Origin of the sequence: Paraglaciecola hydrolytica, assembly GCF_001565895.1 — a bacterium.
GTDB lineage: Bacteria > Pseudomonadota > Gammaproteobacteria > Enterobacterales > Alteromonadaceae > Paraglaciecola > Paraglaciecola hydrolytica.
This window is the reverse complement of sequence record NZ_LSNE01000006.1, coordinates 205,334-220,705: the sequence shown is the minus strand read 5'-3', so window position 1 is coordinate 220,705 and position 15,372 is coordinate 205,334. Positions and strand designations below refer to the sequence as shown.

Below are 15,372 nucleotides of genomic sequence, written 5' to 3'. Positions count from 1 at the left end.
TAATGATTATTCAAATAAAGCTTTGTGTAATACTTTAACCACATCGGTACTATCACCATTCCCCACCAAAAACGACATATTGTGTGGATTGGCTCCATAACAAATCATACGCAAGTTGTAATCACTAATAGCGGTAAATATCTTACTAGAAACACCCGCAGCGCTGTGCATGTTGTTACCCACTACTGTGACTAAATCGTAATTGTCTTCCATCAACACATCACAGAACTGACTCAGCTCTTCGATAGTTTCACGGTTAAGACGCTGTAATACCGAATTAGGTGGATTATCTAAAGTAAAAGAAACCGAAATTTCAGAGGTGGTGACTAAATCAACACTAAGCTTATGCTGGGCAATAATGGTAAACACTTTTTGTAAAAAGCCTTGGGCAAACATCATTTTAGGTGTTTTAACCGTTACCATTACTTGATCTTTACGACGTGTTATCGCTCGATAAGCAGGTTCAGATTTACAATCACGTACTATCCACGTGCCGCCTTTCTCAGGCTCTTTGCTCGAACCAACAAAGACTTTGATATTCTGTCTTAACGCTGGCTCCATCGTCGCCGGATGTAATACCTTAGCACCAAAGGTTGCCATTTCAGCGGCTTCTTCAAAGCTCAATTCAGGCAAAGGTTTAGCTGCACTAGTAATACGTGGATCGGTGGTATAGACACCGATAACATCGGTCCAAATTTCGCAAGTCGCGGCGTCGAGTGCTTCAGCTAAAAGAGCCGCGGTAAAATCAGAACCACCACGACCTAAAGTAGTGGTATTACCGTGTTCATCACTGCCAATAAAACCTTGAGTTACTAATACTGACTTAGCTAACTCAGGTAACATTAAGCACTGAGCCGCTTGTTTTATTTCGCTGAGTTGTGGTGCAGCTTGACCGTATTCGCTGTCAGTACGTAATATTTTTCGTACATCAAAATTACTAGCACTGAGACCGTTTTGTTTGAGTACCGCACTGAATAACAACGAAGATAAACGCTCACCATGTGACAGCAATGCATCTTTTAAATCAGGACGATGCAACAGCTCTTCATGTAAAGCCAGTTCTTTTAAGGAGTCGAGTAATTCTGTTAGTTTGTCACTGACTTCTTGCGGATCTTTTAAGGCATGCAAGATGGCAAACTGAATATCACTAATTTGTGCAATTTTGGCTGAGGTTTGTTCTGTGGTCATTGCCGTATGGGCTATATCAACCAACAAATTTGTCACACCAGCAGACGCACTTACCACTACCACTTTGGTATTGGCGTTGTCTTTTACAATATTTGCGCAATTTTGCATGGCGGCAAAATTTGCCACACTCGTACCGCCAAATTTGGCTACATTCAACACGGGTCTTTCCTCACTTAAGTTAAACTACTTGCCTCAAAAATAGCCGATAAAAATAGCAGTTTTGTACCAATAGAGAAAATAAAAATTTATTTCAAGGGCTTTTTTTTCGCATAGCTTATATCAAATGTATTTGATTAATTACCCCGTATCCGTCTTAACTTTAAGCCATAAAAGCGTGATCTATTCACTGATAGTAACGGTATCACCTACAACGATACCGTTATGAGCAAACCAACCTTGATTCATCTCCCATGCGTATAAAACGTTTTGCGATGATGACGTAATATTTTCATCATGAGCTTGCATGGCTTTAATATCGGTAATCACACCATCTTTACGGATAAAGGCCACATCCAAAGGGATAAAAGTATTACGCATCCACATGCTGCCTTGTTTGCTTTGGCCGTAGTAAAACAGCATACCGCAGTCTGAACATAGAGATTTACGATACATCAAACCTTGGCTACGCAGTTCAAAGGTATCGGCATATTCCAGCATTACTACCTTGGATTTAACTTCAACACTCACAGTACCAAAGATGTTTTCGGCAGAGGTAACAGCAAGAGGCAAACATAAGGATAAAAATAATAATAAAAAAGCAGTTTTCATAGTCAATACTTAATCAAGTCAACAGGTATGCAGAAAGCCAAGATTACAGTTTTTTGCACGAACAGCCCATTTCTTTATCACTGGTTTCCCATTCTTGATAATCCCCTTGAACACATTGCTGTCGCAAGGTATAGCAAGCGGACGGTGTATATCGAACTTGTGTATCGGCGGCATTAGCGATTGCACTGCCCACAAGTTGTCTACCACTTTGGGAAGTACAACTACTTAAAATAACAACTAAGGCAGCAAAACTTATTTTCCAACTTTTATATTGCATTACTCTATTCCTAAGTATTTTTTGCAGACTCACTTAGTCTACATTTATATGTAGTCACTCAAAATGATATTTGGTTCAGATTAGCTAAATCTCATGCATAAAAAAGGCAGCTATCAGCTGCCTTTTCGTAAACGTAAAAACCTAAGTTTATTTGACTACGGTTAAGGTTGGTTTACCTTTTTTAGTCGGTGTTGTCACAACGTCTTCATCCCTTATTAGCTCTTCAGCATCAATATCATCTTCAGGCGTAAATACTGTGCCTGCGCCATTTTCTTTGGCATAAATGGCAAGTACTGCTTTGCAGGGTATTAATAAGCTGCGCGCCACTCCACCAAAACGTGCATCAAAGCTCACCTCATGATTACCCAGCAGCATTTTACCGGTAGATGAAGGAGAAACATTCAACACTATCTGTCCGTCCTGCACATGCTCCTGTGGCACTTGCGTACCTGGGTAATTAGCATTCACGACTAAATAGGGAGTGAGATCGTTATCCACGATCCACTCATAAAACGCACGTAATAAATAAGGTTGATTAGCTGTCATAACATTAACAAATTTTACAAAGGATTATGAATTTCGCGTTCTTGATCGGTTAACGATGCTTTAAACGAACTACGCTCGAAAATACGTTTCATATAACTACGTACATCTTTACTGCCATTCCCCGTTAGTTCAATTTTAAGGGCAGGCAAACGCCACAATAATGGCGCTAAATAACAGTCTACTAAACTGAATTCTTCGCTCATAAAAAATGGCGTTTCAGCAAATAGTGGTGCAAGACTCAGCAGGGCTTCACGCAACTCATTACGCGCAGCTTCAACATCACCTTTGCTTTTAAGAATTTGCTCAGCAAGGGCATACCAGTCATTTTGAATGCGGTGCATGGTTAAACGGCTTTGACCACGAGATACCGGATAAACTGGCATCAATGGTGGGTGCGGAAAACGCTCGTCTAAATATTCCATAATGATATGTGAGTTATATAATACCAACTCACGATCAACTAAGGTTGGAACTGTGCCGTAAGGGTTTAAGTCAATGAGATCTTCTGGCAAATTATTAGGATCGGTATAACAAATTTCTACACCCACGCCTTTTTCAGCCAATACGATCCTGGCCTGGTGACTGTATATATCGATAGTATCTGAAAACAACGTCATGATTGAACGTTTATTGGTGGCTACAGCCATTTAACTCTCTCCTAAATATCTCTCTATATCTGAACTAGGCAGACATAACACTTAACCAAGCCAGTTCAGAGACTTAAATAACTTCTGATTGGCAGGCAACATAGATAAAAACTGAAAAGAAAGGGGCTATTCGCCCCTTACAAAAAAATTTTGCGGATTATACATTATTTTTTGCGAAAAAGTCCGGCAAATTAGTGTACATCTCGCCAATATTCTTTTTTCAACAAATAAACTAATACCAACAATACGAGTAAAAATAGTAATACATAGCGGCCAATACTTTCAGACTCTAAACGGGTAGGCTCACCGGTATAAACCAAGTAGTTGACCAAATCCAGTACAGCGCCGTCATACTCTGCAGGGGTCATATAACCCGAACCGTCTGACTTTAAACCCACATAGCGATCGACCATCTGGCCATCGACCATGTGTTGTTCTAAGGTTTTTCTAGGCACACCTTGTAACTCTTGTAATACATGAGGCATACCCACTTCTGGAAACACTAAATTATTTACTCCAAAAGGACGACTTTCATCTGCATAAAAGCTACGTAAATAAGTGTAGATCCAGTCAGCACCACGAACCCGAGCGACCAAAGTCAAATCAGGAGGTGGCGCACCAAACCAAGCAGCAGCCGACTCAGCAGGCATGGCATTTTTAATATGATCGCCAGGCTTTTCGCCAGTAAATTGCAAATTATCTTGGCCAAGCTCCAGTGGAATATCCAAATCGTTAAAAGCTCGTTGATAGCGCTGGTATTGCATTTGATGACAACCTAAACAGTAATTCATGTACAGTTTGGCACCATTTTGTAGAGACGCTTTATCAGTTAAATCATAATTTGCTTTATCAAGATGAACATTGCCTCCTGCTGCAAAAACGCTCATCGGCATCAGCAAAGATAAGAGGATAATTAGTTTTTTCATTCTGTGATCCTCGCAGGTACTGGTAGGCATTTTTCATTTTTGCTGTAGATAAATAACAGTGCAAAAAAGCCAAAATACATAATGGTTAGGATTTGAGATGCGGTAATTTTCCAGTTTTCTTGTGGCGTACCACCTAAGTAACCTAAGAAAATAAACACGCCAGCAAATACAATTAGATTCCATCTATGCAAACCACAACGATAACGCCACGATTTAACTTTTCCACGATCAATCCACGGTAACAAGGCCAACGCAATAATTGCGGCAAACATCGCAATAACACCGCCCAATTTATCAGGTACAGCTTTCAAAATGGCGTAGAAAGGTGTGAAGTACCAAACAGGGAAAATATGTTCAGGGGTTTTTAGGTTATTCGCAATCTCAAAGTTTGGATGCTCTAGGAAGTAACCGCCCATGCCAGGATTGAAAAACATCACATAACAGAAAGCCAATAAGAAGAAGGCGAATCCAACTAAGTCTTTCAATACGATATGCGGGAAAAACGGCACGATGTCATCAACGATGTCGTACTTGCTAGTGTAGTACTCATGGATCACAAACTTGGTTTTTTCTTCTTCGCTTAACGAGCCTTTTTTACGTTTTACATCGGTGCCATCAGGGTTGTTTGAACCCACCTCGTGTAATGCCACAATATGCAAAAACACCAAAATAACGATGACTAATGGCAAAGCGATAACGTGTAAGGCAAAGAAACGGTTAAGTGTTGCACCAGAGATTACATAGTCACCTTGGATCCAAATGACTAAATCAGGACCGATGACGGGGATGGCACTAAACAGCGATACGATTACCTGTGCGCCCCAATACGACATTTGTCCCCAAGGTAATACGTAACCCATGAAGGCTTCAGCCATCAGTGCTAGATAAATGAACATACCAAATAACCACAATAACTCGCGAGGTTTCTGGTAAGAGCCATAAATCATGCCACGGAACATATGCAAATAAACCACAATAAAAAACGCTGAAGCGCCGGTACTGTGCATATAACGTAGCATCCAGCCATAATCTACATCACGCATGATGTACTCAACCGAAGCAAAAGCACCTTCTGCGGTAGGGTTGTAGCTCATAGTAAGCCAAATACCGGTAACGATTTGATTTACCAGTACTATGGTGGCCAAGAAGCCAAACATATACCAGAAGTTCATATTGCGCGGTGCGGGGTATTGAATGGCGTGCATGTTGGCCACACGCATGATTGGTAGACGATATTCGATCCAATCCATCAAGTTTTTCCACATATTATGCTGCCCCCTCTTCTGAACCAATCAAGATAGTATTGTCATCAAGGAACATATACGGCGGTACGACCAAGTTGAGTGGTGCAGGCACGTTTTGAAACACTCGGCCTGCCATATCAAATTTAGAACCATGACAAGGACAGAAAAACCCTTCTGGTACACCTTCAACGTACTGTTCAAAGGCGCCGTCTTTTAAATGTTGTGGCGAACACCCCAAATGAGTACAAATACCCACTAACACCAAATATTCTTCTTTCAAAGAACGATAACGGTTTTTAGCAAACTCGGGTTGCTGCTCCTGCTCGGAATTAGGATCTTTTAATTTATCTTCGTCATTAGCCAGTGAGGCTAACAATTCTGGAGTCCGTCTGGCGATCCACACAGGTTTACTGCGCCAGATCACGCGAATTAACTGACCAGGTTCTATTTTACTGATATCTGCTTCAACATCAGCCCCAGCCGCTTTCGCTTTAATACTAGGATTCCAAGAACCTATAAAAGGCACAGACACGCCAACTACACCGACACCACCCACGACAGAAGTTGCAACAGTTAAAAAACGTCTGCGACTATTGTTTTGCGGTTGATTTTCGGTTCCAGACGAATCATGCGCATCTAAAGATACATCGCTCATCCAATTTTCTCCGAGGGTTGCATTTGCTTACACTTAGCTAGTTTTGAGCAACAATGACAGTCACTCGAAAATAGAAGTAATGGTTTTGCTATTAACCGAAAATGATAAAAGAAAACCCACACAAAAGACAAGGCTTTCGTCAATAAATTGAAGAATAACTGATACTTACCACAATTAAACGATTTTAAAACGAGTACTGATTCTTTGTTGGTTAAAAATAGAGCAAAAAAAACCCGGCATAGGCCGGGTTTCTGAATCTGTATCTCGAACGATTAACGTTTTGAGAATTGTGGTTTCTTACGTGCTTTATGTAAACCAACTTTCTTACGCTCAACTTTACGTGCATCACGGGTAACAAAGCCCGCAGTACGTAATGCTGGACGAAGGGTTTCGTCGAATTCCATCAATGCACGAGTAAGACCGTGACGGATTGCACCAGCTTGACCGCTGATACCACCACCAGAAACGGTAACGTACAAGTCAAATTTCTCAGTCATTTCTAACAACTCAAGAGGTTGACGTACGATCATACGCGCTGTTTCACGACCAAAAAATACATCTAAAGGACGTTTGTTTACCACAATGTTTCCGCTACCTGCACGAAGAAAAACACGAGCGGTAGAAGTTTTGCGGCGGCCTGTGCCGTAATATTGAGTATCTGCCATGTGTTATGCTCCTTAAAGGTCTAAAACTTGAGGCTGTTGAGCAGCATGTTTATGCTCAGGACCAGCGTAGACTTTCATTTTGCGGAACATGTCACGTCCAAGAGGACCTTTTGGCAACATACCTTTAACCGCTTTTTCAATGATCATCTCTGGTTTGTGGGCTTGTAACTTTTCAAAGTTAGTCTCTTTAAGACCGCCTGGATAACCAGTGTGTGAGTAATACATTTTACCTTGGGCTTTATTCCCAGTAACACGTACTTTCTCAGCATTGATCACAACAATATAATCACCTGTGTCTACATGAGGAGTGTACTCAGGTTTATGCTTTCCGCGTAAACGGCTAGCAATCTCAGTGCACATGCGACCTAAGGTTTTGTCTGTGGCGTCAACCACGAACCATTCACGTTTTACCGTTTCTGGCTTAGCAACAAAAGTTTTCATCTAAATTTACCCAAAAAATTAATAAATGTTACTTGGTTTCTGTCTAGTTATGACAAGGTTTGAACCTTAAAATAACAGCCAGAAACCGCTGAAAATCAATACGTTGACCCCTTCGAGTCGATTGATTCTTCCACTTTCCCAAAGTGGGGGTAACTGGGCAGGTCGCGGATTATACAGAAGATAACTAAAAACGCGAGAATATTTAAAGATTATTTGAAGACAAGGGCGTTTTGACTTTTGATGCCTAGATCAACTCGATAATTAAAAACTCACAAACGTAAATTGAGATTCAGGAGTATCCACCTGCATATTAACTAAGTCACTGGTTGGCAACCAAATTGATTCGCCATCTGCTTGTTCAATTAACATAGCTTCTTGTTTAATATCACTCAATATCACCACGCCCACATTAAGTGCCTTACCAGAGATTGATGTGCCATTACGCAACGCTAATACAACTTGGTAGTGATATAAACAGGCAATTTCAAGATAATCATATGCTTCACAATTAATGCTTGGCATTTTCGCGTCCCCTAAAAATCAACAGATGGCTATGAACATTTATACTTACTTGTTACTGCAACTTAAATCACAGACACAAGCTAGCATAGTGCACTTTTGGCAGAGATTGTTTACAGATAATATTTGTAGCTAAATTCGGAGTGTTTTTGCTAAAGCATTGCTTTAACAGTAAAAATAGAAAATCATCAGGTTTTAGTTTTGTGAGCCGTATAACGCAACAAATCTAATAGATCAGTGGTCTATGTTGATAATTGGTTCGTATGGACAATATGCACGTTCGCAAATAGTCACAGCCATGTTTAATCAAAAATTACAATAATGGAATAAAATCACATGCCTAGTGACTTAGCATCAAAAATATTAATAACACTAAGTAGGGTTGTAAATTAGGAACAATAATGAAAATACGTAGTCGTTTTATAGGTTTACTTAGCATAATAAGTAGTCTGAGTTGTTTTTCAAGTTGCCTGTATGCAGCAGATTCAATTTATGCTCCCTCTTTACAAAACAAAACAAACTTAGCCTCAACTCAAATAGTTGGCGGTCAGCCTGCTCTATCAAGCGACTGGCCATGGATGACTGCTTATGTGGTTACTTTTCAAGGTGTATCAACCAGTTTGCGAGTGGATGATTTAGCATATGGCACCACCGCTTTTAGCTTTGGTCCTGCCGGTAACGCTACGGGTGCTTTAGTCGCCTGTGGTAAAGGAGAAGCAACCTGCGCCAATGCCAGTGCTAAAGTATGTTTAATTGAACGCGGTGATATCAACTTTTCTGAAAAAGCCTTAAATTGCGAATCTGGTGGCGGCATCGCGGCAATCATTTATAACAATGAAGTAGGTGAAATATCTGGCACTTTGGGTGAGGATTTTAATGGCACTATTCCAGTGGTTGCCATTACCCGTGAGGATGGTCTCACATTATTAACCCAAGAGGGCGCCATTGCCCAAGTATCCGTATCGGCCACTACCCAACTTCAGCAAGACTCTAGTTGTGGCGCGACCTTTTTAGGTGACAAATGGGTATTAACCGCCGCCCACTGTGTAGACTCGGCCGATGCGATGTTTTTTAAAATGAATGTCGGTGAATACGATTTATCCGATGGGGCAGAAAACGCCAGCAGCATCGCTAATATTTATATCCATCCCCAATATGATGCGGATCTCATAGATTATGATATCGCCTTAGTTGAACTAGTTGAAACAGTTGACGCACCGGCAGTGCAACTTGCCAGCAAAACAACCACCGACCAATATGCCATTGAAAATAGTCCTGCGATCGTTGCTGGCTGGGGAGGTAGAGTGGGTTACGCGCCTGGAGAAGGTCCCACTGCTGATTTCCCTGATGTACTCCATCAGGTCGAACTAAATCTCGCAACTAACGCACAATGTCGTACTAAAATAAACAGCCAATCAATTACCGACAGAATGATCTGCGCCACCCAGCCCTCCAGTGGTAAAGGCTCGTGTCAGGGTGACAGCGGAGGACCTTTAATTGTGCAAACCGGCACGGGCCCCCAGCAAGTAGGTATCGTTAGTTGGGGCATAGGCTGTGCTGACCCCAATTATCCTGGAGTATATACTCGTGTGGCTGAATTTACTGAATGGTTGCATACCCTGCAAACCGGTATTGCGATCAGACAAAAACAAGACTTTGGCATCTCTCCTATTAGCGTCAGCCAGTCGAGCACCTTACAAGTCGTCAATAATTCTACTTTCAGCGTTGCTTTGAGCTTCAATATTACCGGCAGTAACACTTTTAGTTTAGGTACAAATACATGCGCCAATTTAGCTGCAGGAGCTAGCTGTGACCTGAACATCAACTTAAACGCCAACCAAACCGGGGAACTCAGTGCAACTGTCACTATCAATGCCAATAATAATGTGGTGGCAACCAGTAGTGCATCATTGAACTCTCAAGTTATCGCTACGGCGACTAATATAGCCGGTGTAGCAGGCACTAATAACAATAGTGTTAGCTGGTATTCTGGTGGCAACAAACCTTGGCTTGCTAATTCCACAAGCAGTGGTGTGCAAAGTGGCTCAATTGATCATAATCAAGAAAGTATTCTAAGTGCTTATGTGCAAGGTAAAGGTAAATTTAACTTTCAATGGTCTGTGTCTTCCGAAGAAAATGAAGAAGATCCAAGTGATCCCTATGATGCCCTGTATGTCTATGTGAACAATGAACTACAAGATCTTATTTCTGGTAGCGTCGCTTTTGAGGACTTTCCAACAATCAATTTAGAAACCGACAACAGCATCATTACCTGGATTTATCGTAAAGATCCCGCCACAGTCGCCGGCGACGATAAAGCTTATATACGTAATGTGGTATTTACCCCAAATCAAGTAACGACAACACCGCCCCCAACAACGCCTGTCACCAATAATAATAGTGGTGGCGGAGGCAGCCTTGGCTGGCTAAGTTTAATATCTCTCTTGGTTTTGTTAAGACTAAGCAAACGAGTTAACTAAGCTCAAATTGACAAGGCAGGTCAGCCTGCCTTGTCCAATTTAACATCTAAGCAATATCCCCTAAATGCATTAACGCACCGGAAATTCCAGCGCAAAAGTCTTTGATTTCAGGAGACTCACTTTCACTAATTTGTTTTGTTTCAGCGGGCGGTGTTGCTGTAGCAAGGTAGACGCTGTTGTTTGCTGCATGGCTTTAAAATCTTGGGCGATGAATAATTCTGACAATAGAATCACTTTGGATTTGTTCAAGAATAGGCAATCGTTTTTTGTAGTGTTTTTGCATCGAGTATTAGCTGCACAGTCCAGCATAAATTCAGGTGTTTGCGCTTGTGATGCAAACATATTGGTCTGAACAATAAGACCACTGACGAAAGCGATGATTTTTAACATGGATTTAGCGTCGGCTTGTTTCTTACGTAATAACTAAGTCGCAAATACCGACGGAAAAGTTTATTAAAAATTAAAAAAGACTGATATGACGCAGAATGAGTAAAAACATACCACCTCGTACTTCTTATACAGAGGTGGTCAACGTTAAAAGCAAACCTTAAAAACTAAGACTTAGCAGGTGCGATATGAGAATTCAAAAACTCGATTAACGCTTCGTACAATTTCAGCTTACTTTTTTCATCATAAACACCATGAGCACTTAAACCAAAGTTCATGCTAGTCACTTTTTTACCCTTAGCAGTTAATTTTTCGGCCATTTTTTCAGCATTAATAACTCGCACACGACGGTCTTTTTCACCATGGATCAACATGACAGCCGCAGTAATTTTGTCTACGTGATTAATTGGCGAGAAGTCATTAAGCTGTTGTTGGTCATGGCCTAATGCGTCTTCTAAATAGGCAGGACCGCCCCAAAGATCACTAATATCACTTTCAGTGTACATATAATTCAAATCATAGATACCAGCATAACCGATAGCACATTTAAAAAGTCCAGGCTCTTTAACGGCTGCCATCAACGCAGCATAACCACCAAAACTGGCACCATATACACACATTTTTGCCCCATCAATTGCAGTATTTTCAGTTGCCCAGTGAGTAGCCTGCAATACATCATCTATGATCTTAGAGCCCCATAACTGGTTACCAGCATGGGTAAATACATCCCCATAACCACTACTTCCTCTGAAATTTACCTGCAAAACCGCATAACCATTGTTAGCGAACATTTGTACTTCATTATCGTACCCCCAATAATCTCGAGCACGTGGTCCGCCGTGTAACATCACAACTAATGGAACTTTTTGAGTCGTTTCTTTTTGTAATGGCATCGTCAGGTAACCATTAATCACTAGGCCATCACTCGTTTTAAACTGGACAGTTTGCATAGGTCGCATTTGCTGAGGATCGATCCACGAACGATTAGCCCACAAAAATTTTGCATCTTTATTTTTATAATCAAATACATAGTATTCACCAGGATTAATATCGCTACTAACCCTAAACAAAATAAAGTTACCGTCATGACTGGTTCCTTTGATCAACACTTCTTGGCCCTCAAAGGCTGTGGCCAACATTTTATGGACTTCTGCCGTCTGACTAGTAGCACTGCTATAGTGATACTGATGTTTAGATGGATAGGAAAGAGCTACCACTGGAGCACGAGTTTTAGCATCGTATATCCAATCAACGATATCCGTTTGCATGCCATCAAATAACTGCAGATATTCCCCGGTGTGCAAATTTAGTTCGTAGACTGTTTGAACTTCTTTATCTCCAACGTCTCCGACAAAATAGGCTTTATTGCCATCATCGCTCATCGCAAAAGGTATTAACGCAGTCTCAATATTAAACGCTTCTTTTAATGACTTCCAAGGCTGGTCTTGCTTTTCACGGTAAGCAGCATGACTCACATTCTGCTCGTCCTTCCAGGAAATAAACTTTACTTCTCCTGTATTAGTAGCAATCGCTCTTGCTCCACCATAAGGCAAAGTTTCTAGTTTTTTCTTTTTCCCTGTGTAGATATTTAACAGACTTATATCAGGCTGTTTGGTTCGAGCGTCATACCAATACTGGCCATCTTTACTCCAGGGATATTCAATGATCAAGATGTTATCTGGGTCATGTTCCAACACATTGAGAATGTCCTGACTCGCTCTATCATCACTTTTATAATTAATTCTGCTGCCCGTTCCTTGGTCACTGGCCCTATAGCCATAGAGTAATTTCCCAAGGCTTCCGTCAATGTTACCAGCATACAATTCTCCCTGGGGAATGGGTGCTTCGTTATATACTTGTTTTTCAGCAAATTCATAGACATAACGCTCATTACTGACCCAACTTGCCGTATGGATAATGTCGTTATTGTTAGGAGTAATTCCTCCCACTATTTCACCATCAGCAGCTCTCACTACTACCAGTACTACTCGATTATTAGTGCGTAATCGGGCAAGCATATGCAGCCCATCAGGAGACAATTGGATGTCGAGATAATCCCCAAATTTAACAAAGTCATTTAAAGGTAAAGGTTGCGCGCCAACAACAAAGGTCATGCAAAGTAATAGGCCTAATAGCAGTTTTTTCATTTAAGATTTCCCATCCATAGAGAGGTTTTTAATAGTTTTATAGCAAAGTGTAATGTTCGAAAGTAAGCCTATGAATAATAAAGATTTAAAAGAGTTTATCTACTACTTAAAATCAATACCGACCTTCAATTACACTCGCATTCATCAATTCACAGAGAACTCTACTATAGATGGTATCTTTTGGCGATCTTAGTGCCGACTATTATGCTTACTTTATTTACCTGACGTAAGTCATCATGGTGAACCTCTATTTTTACTTACAAACGTGGCGCATCTGCACTTTTGTAAAGTCATATCAATTGCAAACTTCAGATGGAATATTTTTTACTGACAATAAACAGTAACAAAGGCTATTCTTAAAGCAATTATCCTTAAATAGGTATGGGCAATGGAGCGTAGAAACTTCAACCGTGTTGTTTTTTCGACACAGGCTGAGCTAAGTACAGCAACTAAAACATGGAAAACCGAGGTACTAGACTTGTCGCTTAAAGGCGCCTTGCTTGATGCTCCTGAGGATTTTGTATTAGACCCCGCTGCCTTATATGATCTGAATTTCAACTTAGAAGGTCTAGATAAAGCGATTAACATGCAAGGTAAGATTTGCCATGCCAATGAGGAGTTTTTGGGATTTCAGTGCGAATTAATTGATATTGATAGTGTCACTGAATTACGGCGTTTAATAGAACTTAATCTTAGTGATGAGTCTCTTTTACAACTCGATTTAGAAGCCTTAATTAAACAGAACCAATCAACCTAAGCATAGGGTTAACTTAGGTACTCATATAAGTCACGTCTAACATTTTTAGGCAGAAAAACTACAAAGCGTCTAAAGCTTCACTTAAACGCGCAACACCCACAACGTCTATCCCAGGGATTTTTTGTTTAGGTACATTGGCTTTAGGTACGATGGCACGTTTAAAACCGTGTTTGGCCGCTTCACTAATGCGCTCCGAACCATTGGGTACTGGGCGAATTTCTCCCGCTAGTCCAACTTCACCAAAAGCAATCAGTTCACGATCTAAGGGCTTGTTTCTGAAACTTGATACTATGGATAACAACAGTGCAAGGTCTGCGCTGGTTTCTGTAACTTTAACGCCGCCAACCACATTGGCAAATACATCTTGATCGTTCATTTGCACATTGCCATGACGATGTAGTACCGCCAGTAACATAGCGAGACGATTTTGCTCCAAACCCACTGCTACACGCCGTGGATTAGCCATTTGTGAATAATCCACCAGCGCTTGAATTTCCACTAACAAAGGTCGAGTACCTTCCCAAACCACCATAACGATGCTGCCGGGAGATTGCTCATCAGCACGGCTTAAAAAAATTGCTGAAGGGTTACTCACTTCGCGCAAGCCTTTTTCTGTCATGGCAAATACGCCAAGCTCATTAACTGCACCAAAGCGGTTTTTTTGACTACGTAAAGTGCGGTAACGACTGTCACTTTCACCTTCGAGCATCATCGAACAGTCAATACAGTGTTCTAGTACTTTGGGGCCGGCTAAACTGCCATCTTTGGTTACATGACCTACTAAAAACATCGCAATATGATGCTGTTTAGCAAAACGAGTTAGATAGGCGGCACTTTCACGCACTTGTGAAACACTGCCAGGTGCAGACTGTACATCGGCGACTTGCATCACCTGAATGGAGTCAATGACCATAATTTCAGGTTTGTGTTGTAAAGCAAGTTCGCAAATCACCTCAATATTGGTTTCAGCCAATAATTTTAATTTATCTCTGGCTAAGCCCAAACGTTGTGCACGCATAGCTACTTGTTGCAAAGATTCTTCGCCGGTCACATACAAGGCGCTACGACCACTGGCCATCAAACACATCACTTGCAATAACAAGGTACTTTTACCCGCTCCTGGCGAGCCACCAATCAACATGGCGCTCCCCGGTACTATGCCTCCGCCTAAGACTCTATCTAACTCTTTAAAACCCGAAGAAATACGTGGTAAGGCTTGCAAATCAATATCTTGCAAGTTTTCGACTTGAGCTAAGGTCTGCCCAGAATAACCTCCCCCAGTTCTACTTACTACAGACTTAGTGGCGGAAATAACAAATTCAGTAATAGTGTTCCAAGCCTGACAATCGCTACACTGCCCCTGCCAACGTGGAAATTCGGCACCACAATCAGAGCAAACAAAAGAAGTTTTACGTTTTGCCATGTTAATTAGATACTCAATATGGGTTGATTGTTGTATGCAGGTTGACGTATTTTACATCTCTACCCTTCATCCTTGAAACCGCACGTTTGTTGGCTGCACTCATTCGCCATGATTTGTAACGGCATAGCTCTTAGTGAACTAAGTTCACGGGGTCTCATTCAATTGCCGCCGCCGTGCAATTCCAATAATTTTGGGTATACATAAAAGATCGTAATAAAAGTGTTATTTGCAAGCTAGATCAACTATTTAGTCAACTTGCCGATAAGCCTTTAATACACAGCAGATTATGCCAACAATACACC

Annotated in this window: 16 protein-coding genes; 2 read left to right on the top strand and 14 right to left on the bottom strand. The window is 41.2% G+C overall.

Going from position 1 to position 15,372, the window contains the following annotated elements; all coding sequences use genetic code 11:
* Positions 1-6: 6 nt before the first annotated feature.
* The 11 genes from lysC to AX660_RS12990 form a co-directional block, all read right to left on the bottom strand.
* Positions 7-1,347, bottom strand: a complete 1,341-nt coding sequence (gene lysC / locus AX660_RS13040; RefSeq protein ID WP_068377651.1) for a lysine-sensitive aspartokinase 3 — start codon at positions 1,345-1,347, stop codon at positions 7-9.
* Between the two features lie 180 nt (positions 1,348-1,527).
* Positions 1,528-1,956 (bottom strand): DUF192 domain-containing protein, encoded by a 429-nt coding sequence (locus AX660_RS13035; protein WP_068377650.1) that lies wholly within the window; start codon positions 1,954-1,956, stop codon positions 1,528-1,530.
* Positions 1,957-1,999: 43 nt separating this feature from the next.
* Entirely contained in the window at positions 2,000-2,233 is a 234-nt protein-coding gene (locus tag AX660_RS13030) for a hypothetical protein (RefSeq protein WP_068377648.1), read from the bottom strand.
* Positions 2,234-2,380: 147 nt separating this feature from the next.
* Complete coding sequence (locus AX660_RS13025) at positions 2,381-2,779, bottom strand: ClpXP protease specificity-enhancing factor (RefSeq protein ID WP_068377647.1); 399 nt, start codon at positions 2,777-2,779, stop codon at positions 2,381-2,383.
* Positions 2,780-2,793: 14 nt separating this feature from the next.
* Positions 2,794-3,426 carry a stringent starvation protein SspA gene (sspA, locus tag AX660_RS13020; RefSeq protein ID WP_068377646.1) on the bottom strand — a complete coding sequence of 211 codons (633 nt, stop codon included), beginning with the start codon at positions 3,424-3,426 and terminating at the stop codon, positions 2,794-2,796.
* 191 nt (positions 3,427-3,617) lie between these two features.
* Complete coding sequence (locus AX660_RS13015; protein ID WP_068377645.1) at positions 3,618-4,352, bottom strand: cytochrome c1; 735 nt, start codon at positions 4,350-4,352, stop codon at positions 3,618-3,620.
* A complete protein-coding gene (locus AX660_RS13010; protein WP_068377643.1) occupies positions 4,349-5,617 on the bottom strand; it encodes a cytochrome b in 1,269 nt (422 codons plus the stop codon). The genes AX660_RS13015 and AX660_RS13010 overlap by 4 nt, the downstream gene beginning before the upstream one ends.
* 1 nt (position 5,618) lies before the next feature.
* Entirely contained in the window at positions 5,619-6,251 is a 633-nt protein-coding gene (gene petA, locus AX660_RS13005; protein WP_068377641.1) for a ubiquinol-cytochrome c reductase iron-sulfur subunit, read from the bottom strand.
* A gap of 272 nt (positions 6,252-6,523) precedes the next feature.
* Positions 6,524-6,916: a 30S ribosomal protein S9 gene (rpsI, locus tag AX660_RS13000; protein ID WP_068377639.1), complete on the bottom strand. Its 393-nt coding sequence runs from the start codon at positions 6,914-6,916 to the stop codon at positions 6,524-6,526.
* Between the two features lie 12 nt (positions 6,917-6,928).
* Complete coding sequence (gene rplM / locus AX660_RS12995; RefSeq protein ID WP_068377638.1) at positions 6,929-7,357, bottom strand: 50S ribosomal protein L13; 429 nt, start codon at positions 7,355-7,357, stop codon at positions 6,929-6,931.
* Positions 7,358-7,618: 261 nt separating this feature from the next.
* A complete protein-coding gene (locus AX660_RS12990) occupies positions 7,619-7,879 on the bottom strand; it encodes a Rho-binding antiterminator (RefSeq protein ID WP_068377635.1) in 261 nt (86 codons plus the stop codon).
* Positions 7,880-8,277: 398 nt separating this feature from the next.
* Between AX660_RS12990 and AX660_RS12985 the strand changes: the two genes are divergently transcribed.
* A complete protein-coding gene (locus AX660_RS12985) occupies positions 8,278-10,356 on the top strand; it encodes a trypsin-like serine protease (protein ID WP_068377633.1) in 2,079 nt (692 codons plus the stop codon).
* A 69-nt stretch (positions 10,357-10,425) separates the two neighbouring features.
* On the opposite strand, the gene AX660_RS12980 is transcribed toward AX660_RS12985, so the two are convergent.
* Both AX660_RS12980 and AX660_RS12975 read right to left on the bottom strand, forming a co-directional pair.
* The gene (locus tag AX660_RS12980; protein ID WP_068377631.1) at positions 10,426-10,746 is read right to left on the bottom strand and encodes a hypothetical protein; all 321 of its coding nucleotides are present in this window, start codon (positions 10,744-10,746) and stop codon (positions 10,426-10,428) included.
* A gap of 164 nt (positions 10,747-10,910) precedes the next feature.
* On the bottom strand, positions 10,911-12,890 hold the full coding sequence (locus AX660_RS12975) for a S9 family peptidase (RefSeq protein WP_068377626.1): 1,980 nt from the start codon (positions 12,888-12,890) through the stop codon (positions 10,911-10,913).
* 388 nt (positions 12,891-13,278) lie between these two features.
* Between AX660_RS12975 and AX660_RS12970 the strand changes: the two genes are divergently transcribed.
* Entirely contained in the window at positions 13,279-13,647 is a 369-nt protein-coding gene (locus tag AX660_RS12970; protein WP_068377624.1) for a PilZ domain-containing protein, read from the top strand.
* Positions 13,648-13,705: 58 nt separating this feature from the next.
* On the opposite strand, the gene radA is transcribed toward AX660_RS12970, so the two are convergent.
* Complete coding sequence (gene radA / locus AX660_RS12965; RefSeq protein WP_068377623.1) at positions 13,706-15,070, bottom strand: DNA repair protein RadA; 1,365 nt, start codon at positions 15,068-15,070, stop codon at positions 13,706-13,708.
* Positions 15,071-15,372 lie beyond the last annotated feature (302 nt).

Excerpts from the sequence above, each read along its gene's own strand:
- sspA (WP_068377646.1), bottom strand. The coding sequence starts at position 3,426 with ATGGCTGTAGCCACCAATAAACGTTCAATCATGACGTTGTTTTCAGAT.
- AX660_RS13035 (WP_068377650.1), bottom strand. The coding sequence starts at position 1,956 with ATGAAAACTGCTTTTTTATTATTATTTTTATCCTTATGTTTGCCTCTT.
- AX660_RS12975 (WP_068377626.1), bottom strand. The coding sequence starts at position 12,890 with ATGAAAAAACTGCTATTAGGCCTATTACTTTGCATGACCTTTGTTGTT.
- AX660_RS12980 (WP_068377631.1), bottom strand. The coding sequence starts at position 10,746 with ATGTTAAAAATCATCGCTTTCGTCAGTGGTCTTATTGTTCAGACCAAT.
- rplM (WP_068377638.1), bottom strand. The coding sequence starts at position 7,357 with ATGAAAACTTTTGTTGCTAAGCCAGAAACGGTAAAACGTGAATGGTTC.
- AX660_RS13025 (WP_068377647.1), bottom strand. The coding sequence starts at position 2,779 with ATGACAGCTAATCAACCTTATTTATTACGTGCGTTTTATGAGTGGATC.
- AX660_RS13015 (WP_068377645.1), bottom strand. The coding sequence starts at position 4,352 with ATGAAAAAACTAATTATCCTCTTATCTTTGCTGATGCCGATGAGCGTT.
- rpsI (WP_068377639.1), bottom strand. The coding sequence starts at position 6,916 with ATGGCAGATACTCAATATTACGGCACAGGCCGCCGCAAAACTTCTACC.
- petA (WP_068377641.1), bottom strand. The coding sequence starts at position 6,251 with ATGAGCGATGTATCTTTAGATGCGCATGATTCGTCTGGAACCGAAAAT.
- AX660_RS13030 (WP_068377648.1), bottom strand. The coding sequence starts at position 2,233 with ATGCAATATAAAAGTTGGAAAATAAGTTTTGCTGCCTTAGTTGTTATT.
- radA (WP_068377623.1), bottom strand. The coding sequence starts at position 15,070 with ATGGCAAAACGTAAAACTTCTTTTGTTTGCTCTGATTGTGGTGCCGAA.
- AX660_RS12970 (WP_068377624.1), top strand. The coding sequence starts at position 13,279 with ATGGAGCGTAGAAACTTCAACCGTGTTGTTTTTTCGACACAGGCTGAG.
- AX660_RS12990 (WP_068377635.1), bottom strand. The coding sequence starts at position 7,879 with ATGCCAAGCATTAATTGTGAAGCATATGATTATCTTGAAATTGCCTGT.
- AX660_RS13010 (WP_068377643.1), bottom strand. The coding sequence starts at position 5,617 with ATGTGGAAAAACTTGATGGATTGGATCGAATATCGTCTACCAATCATG.
- AX660_RS12985 (WP_068377633.1), top strand. The coding sequence starts at position 8,278 with ATGAAAATACGTAGTCGTTTTATAGGTTTACTTAGCATAATAAGTAGT.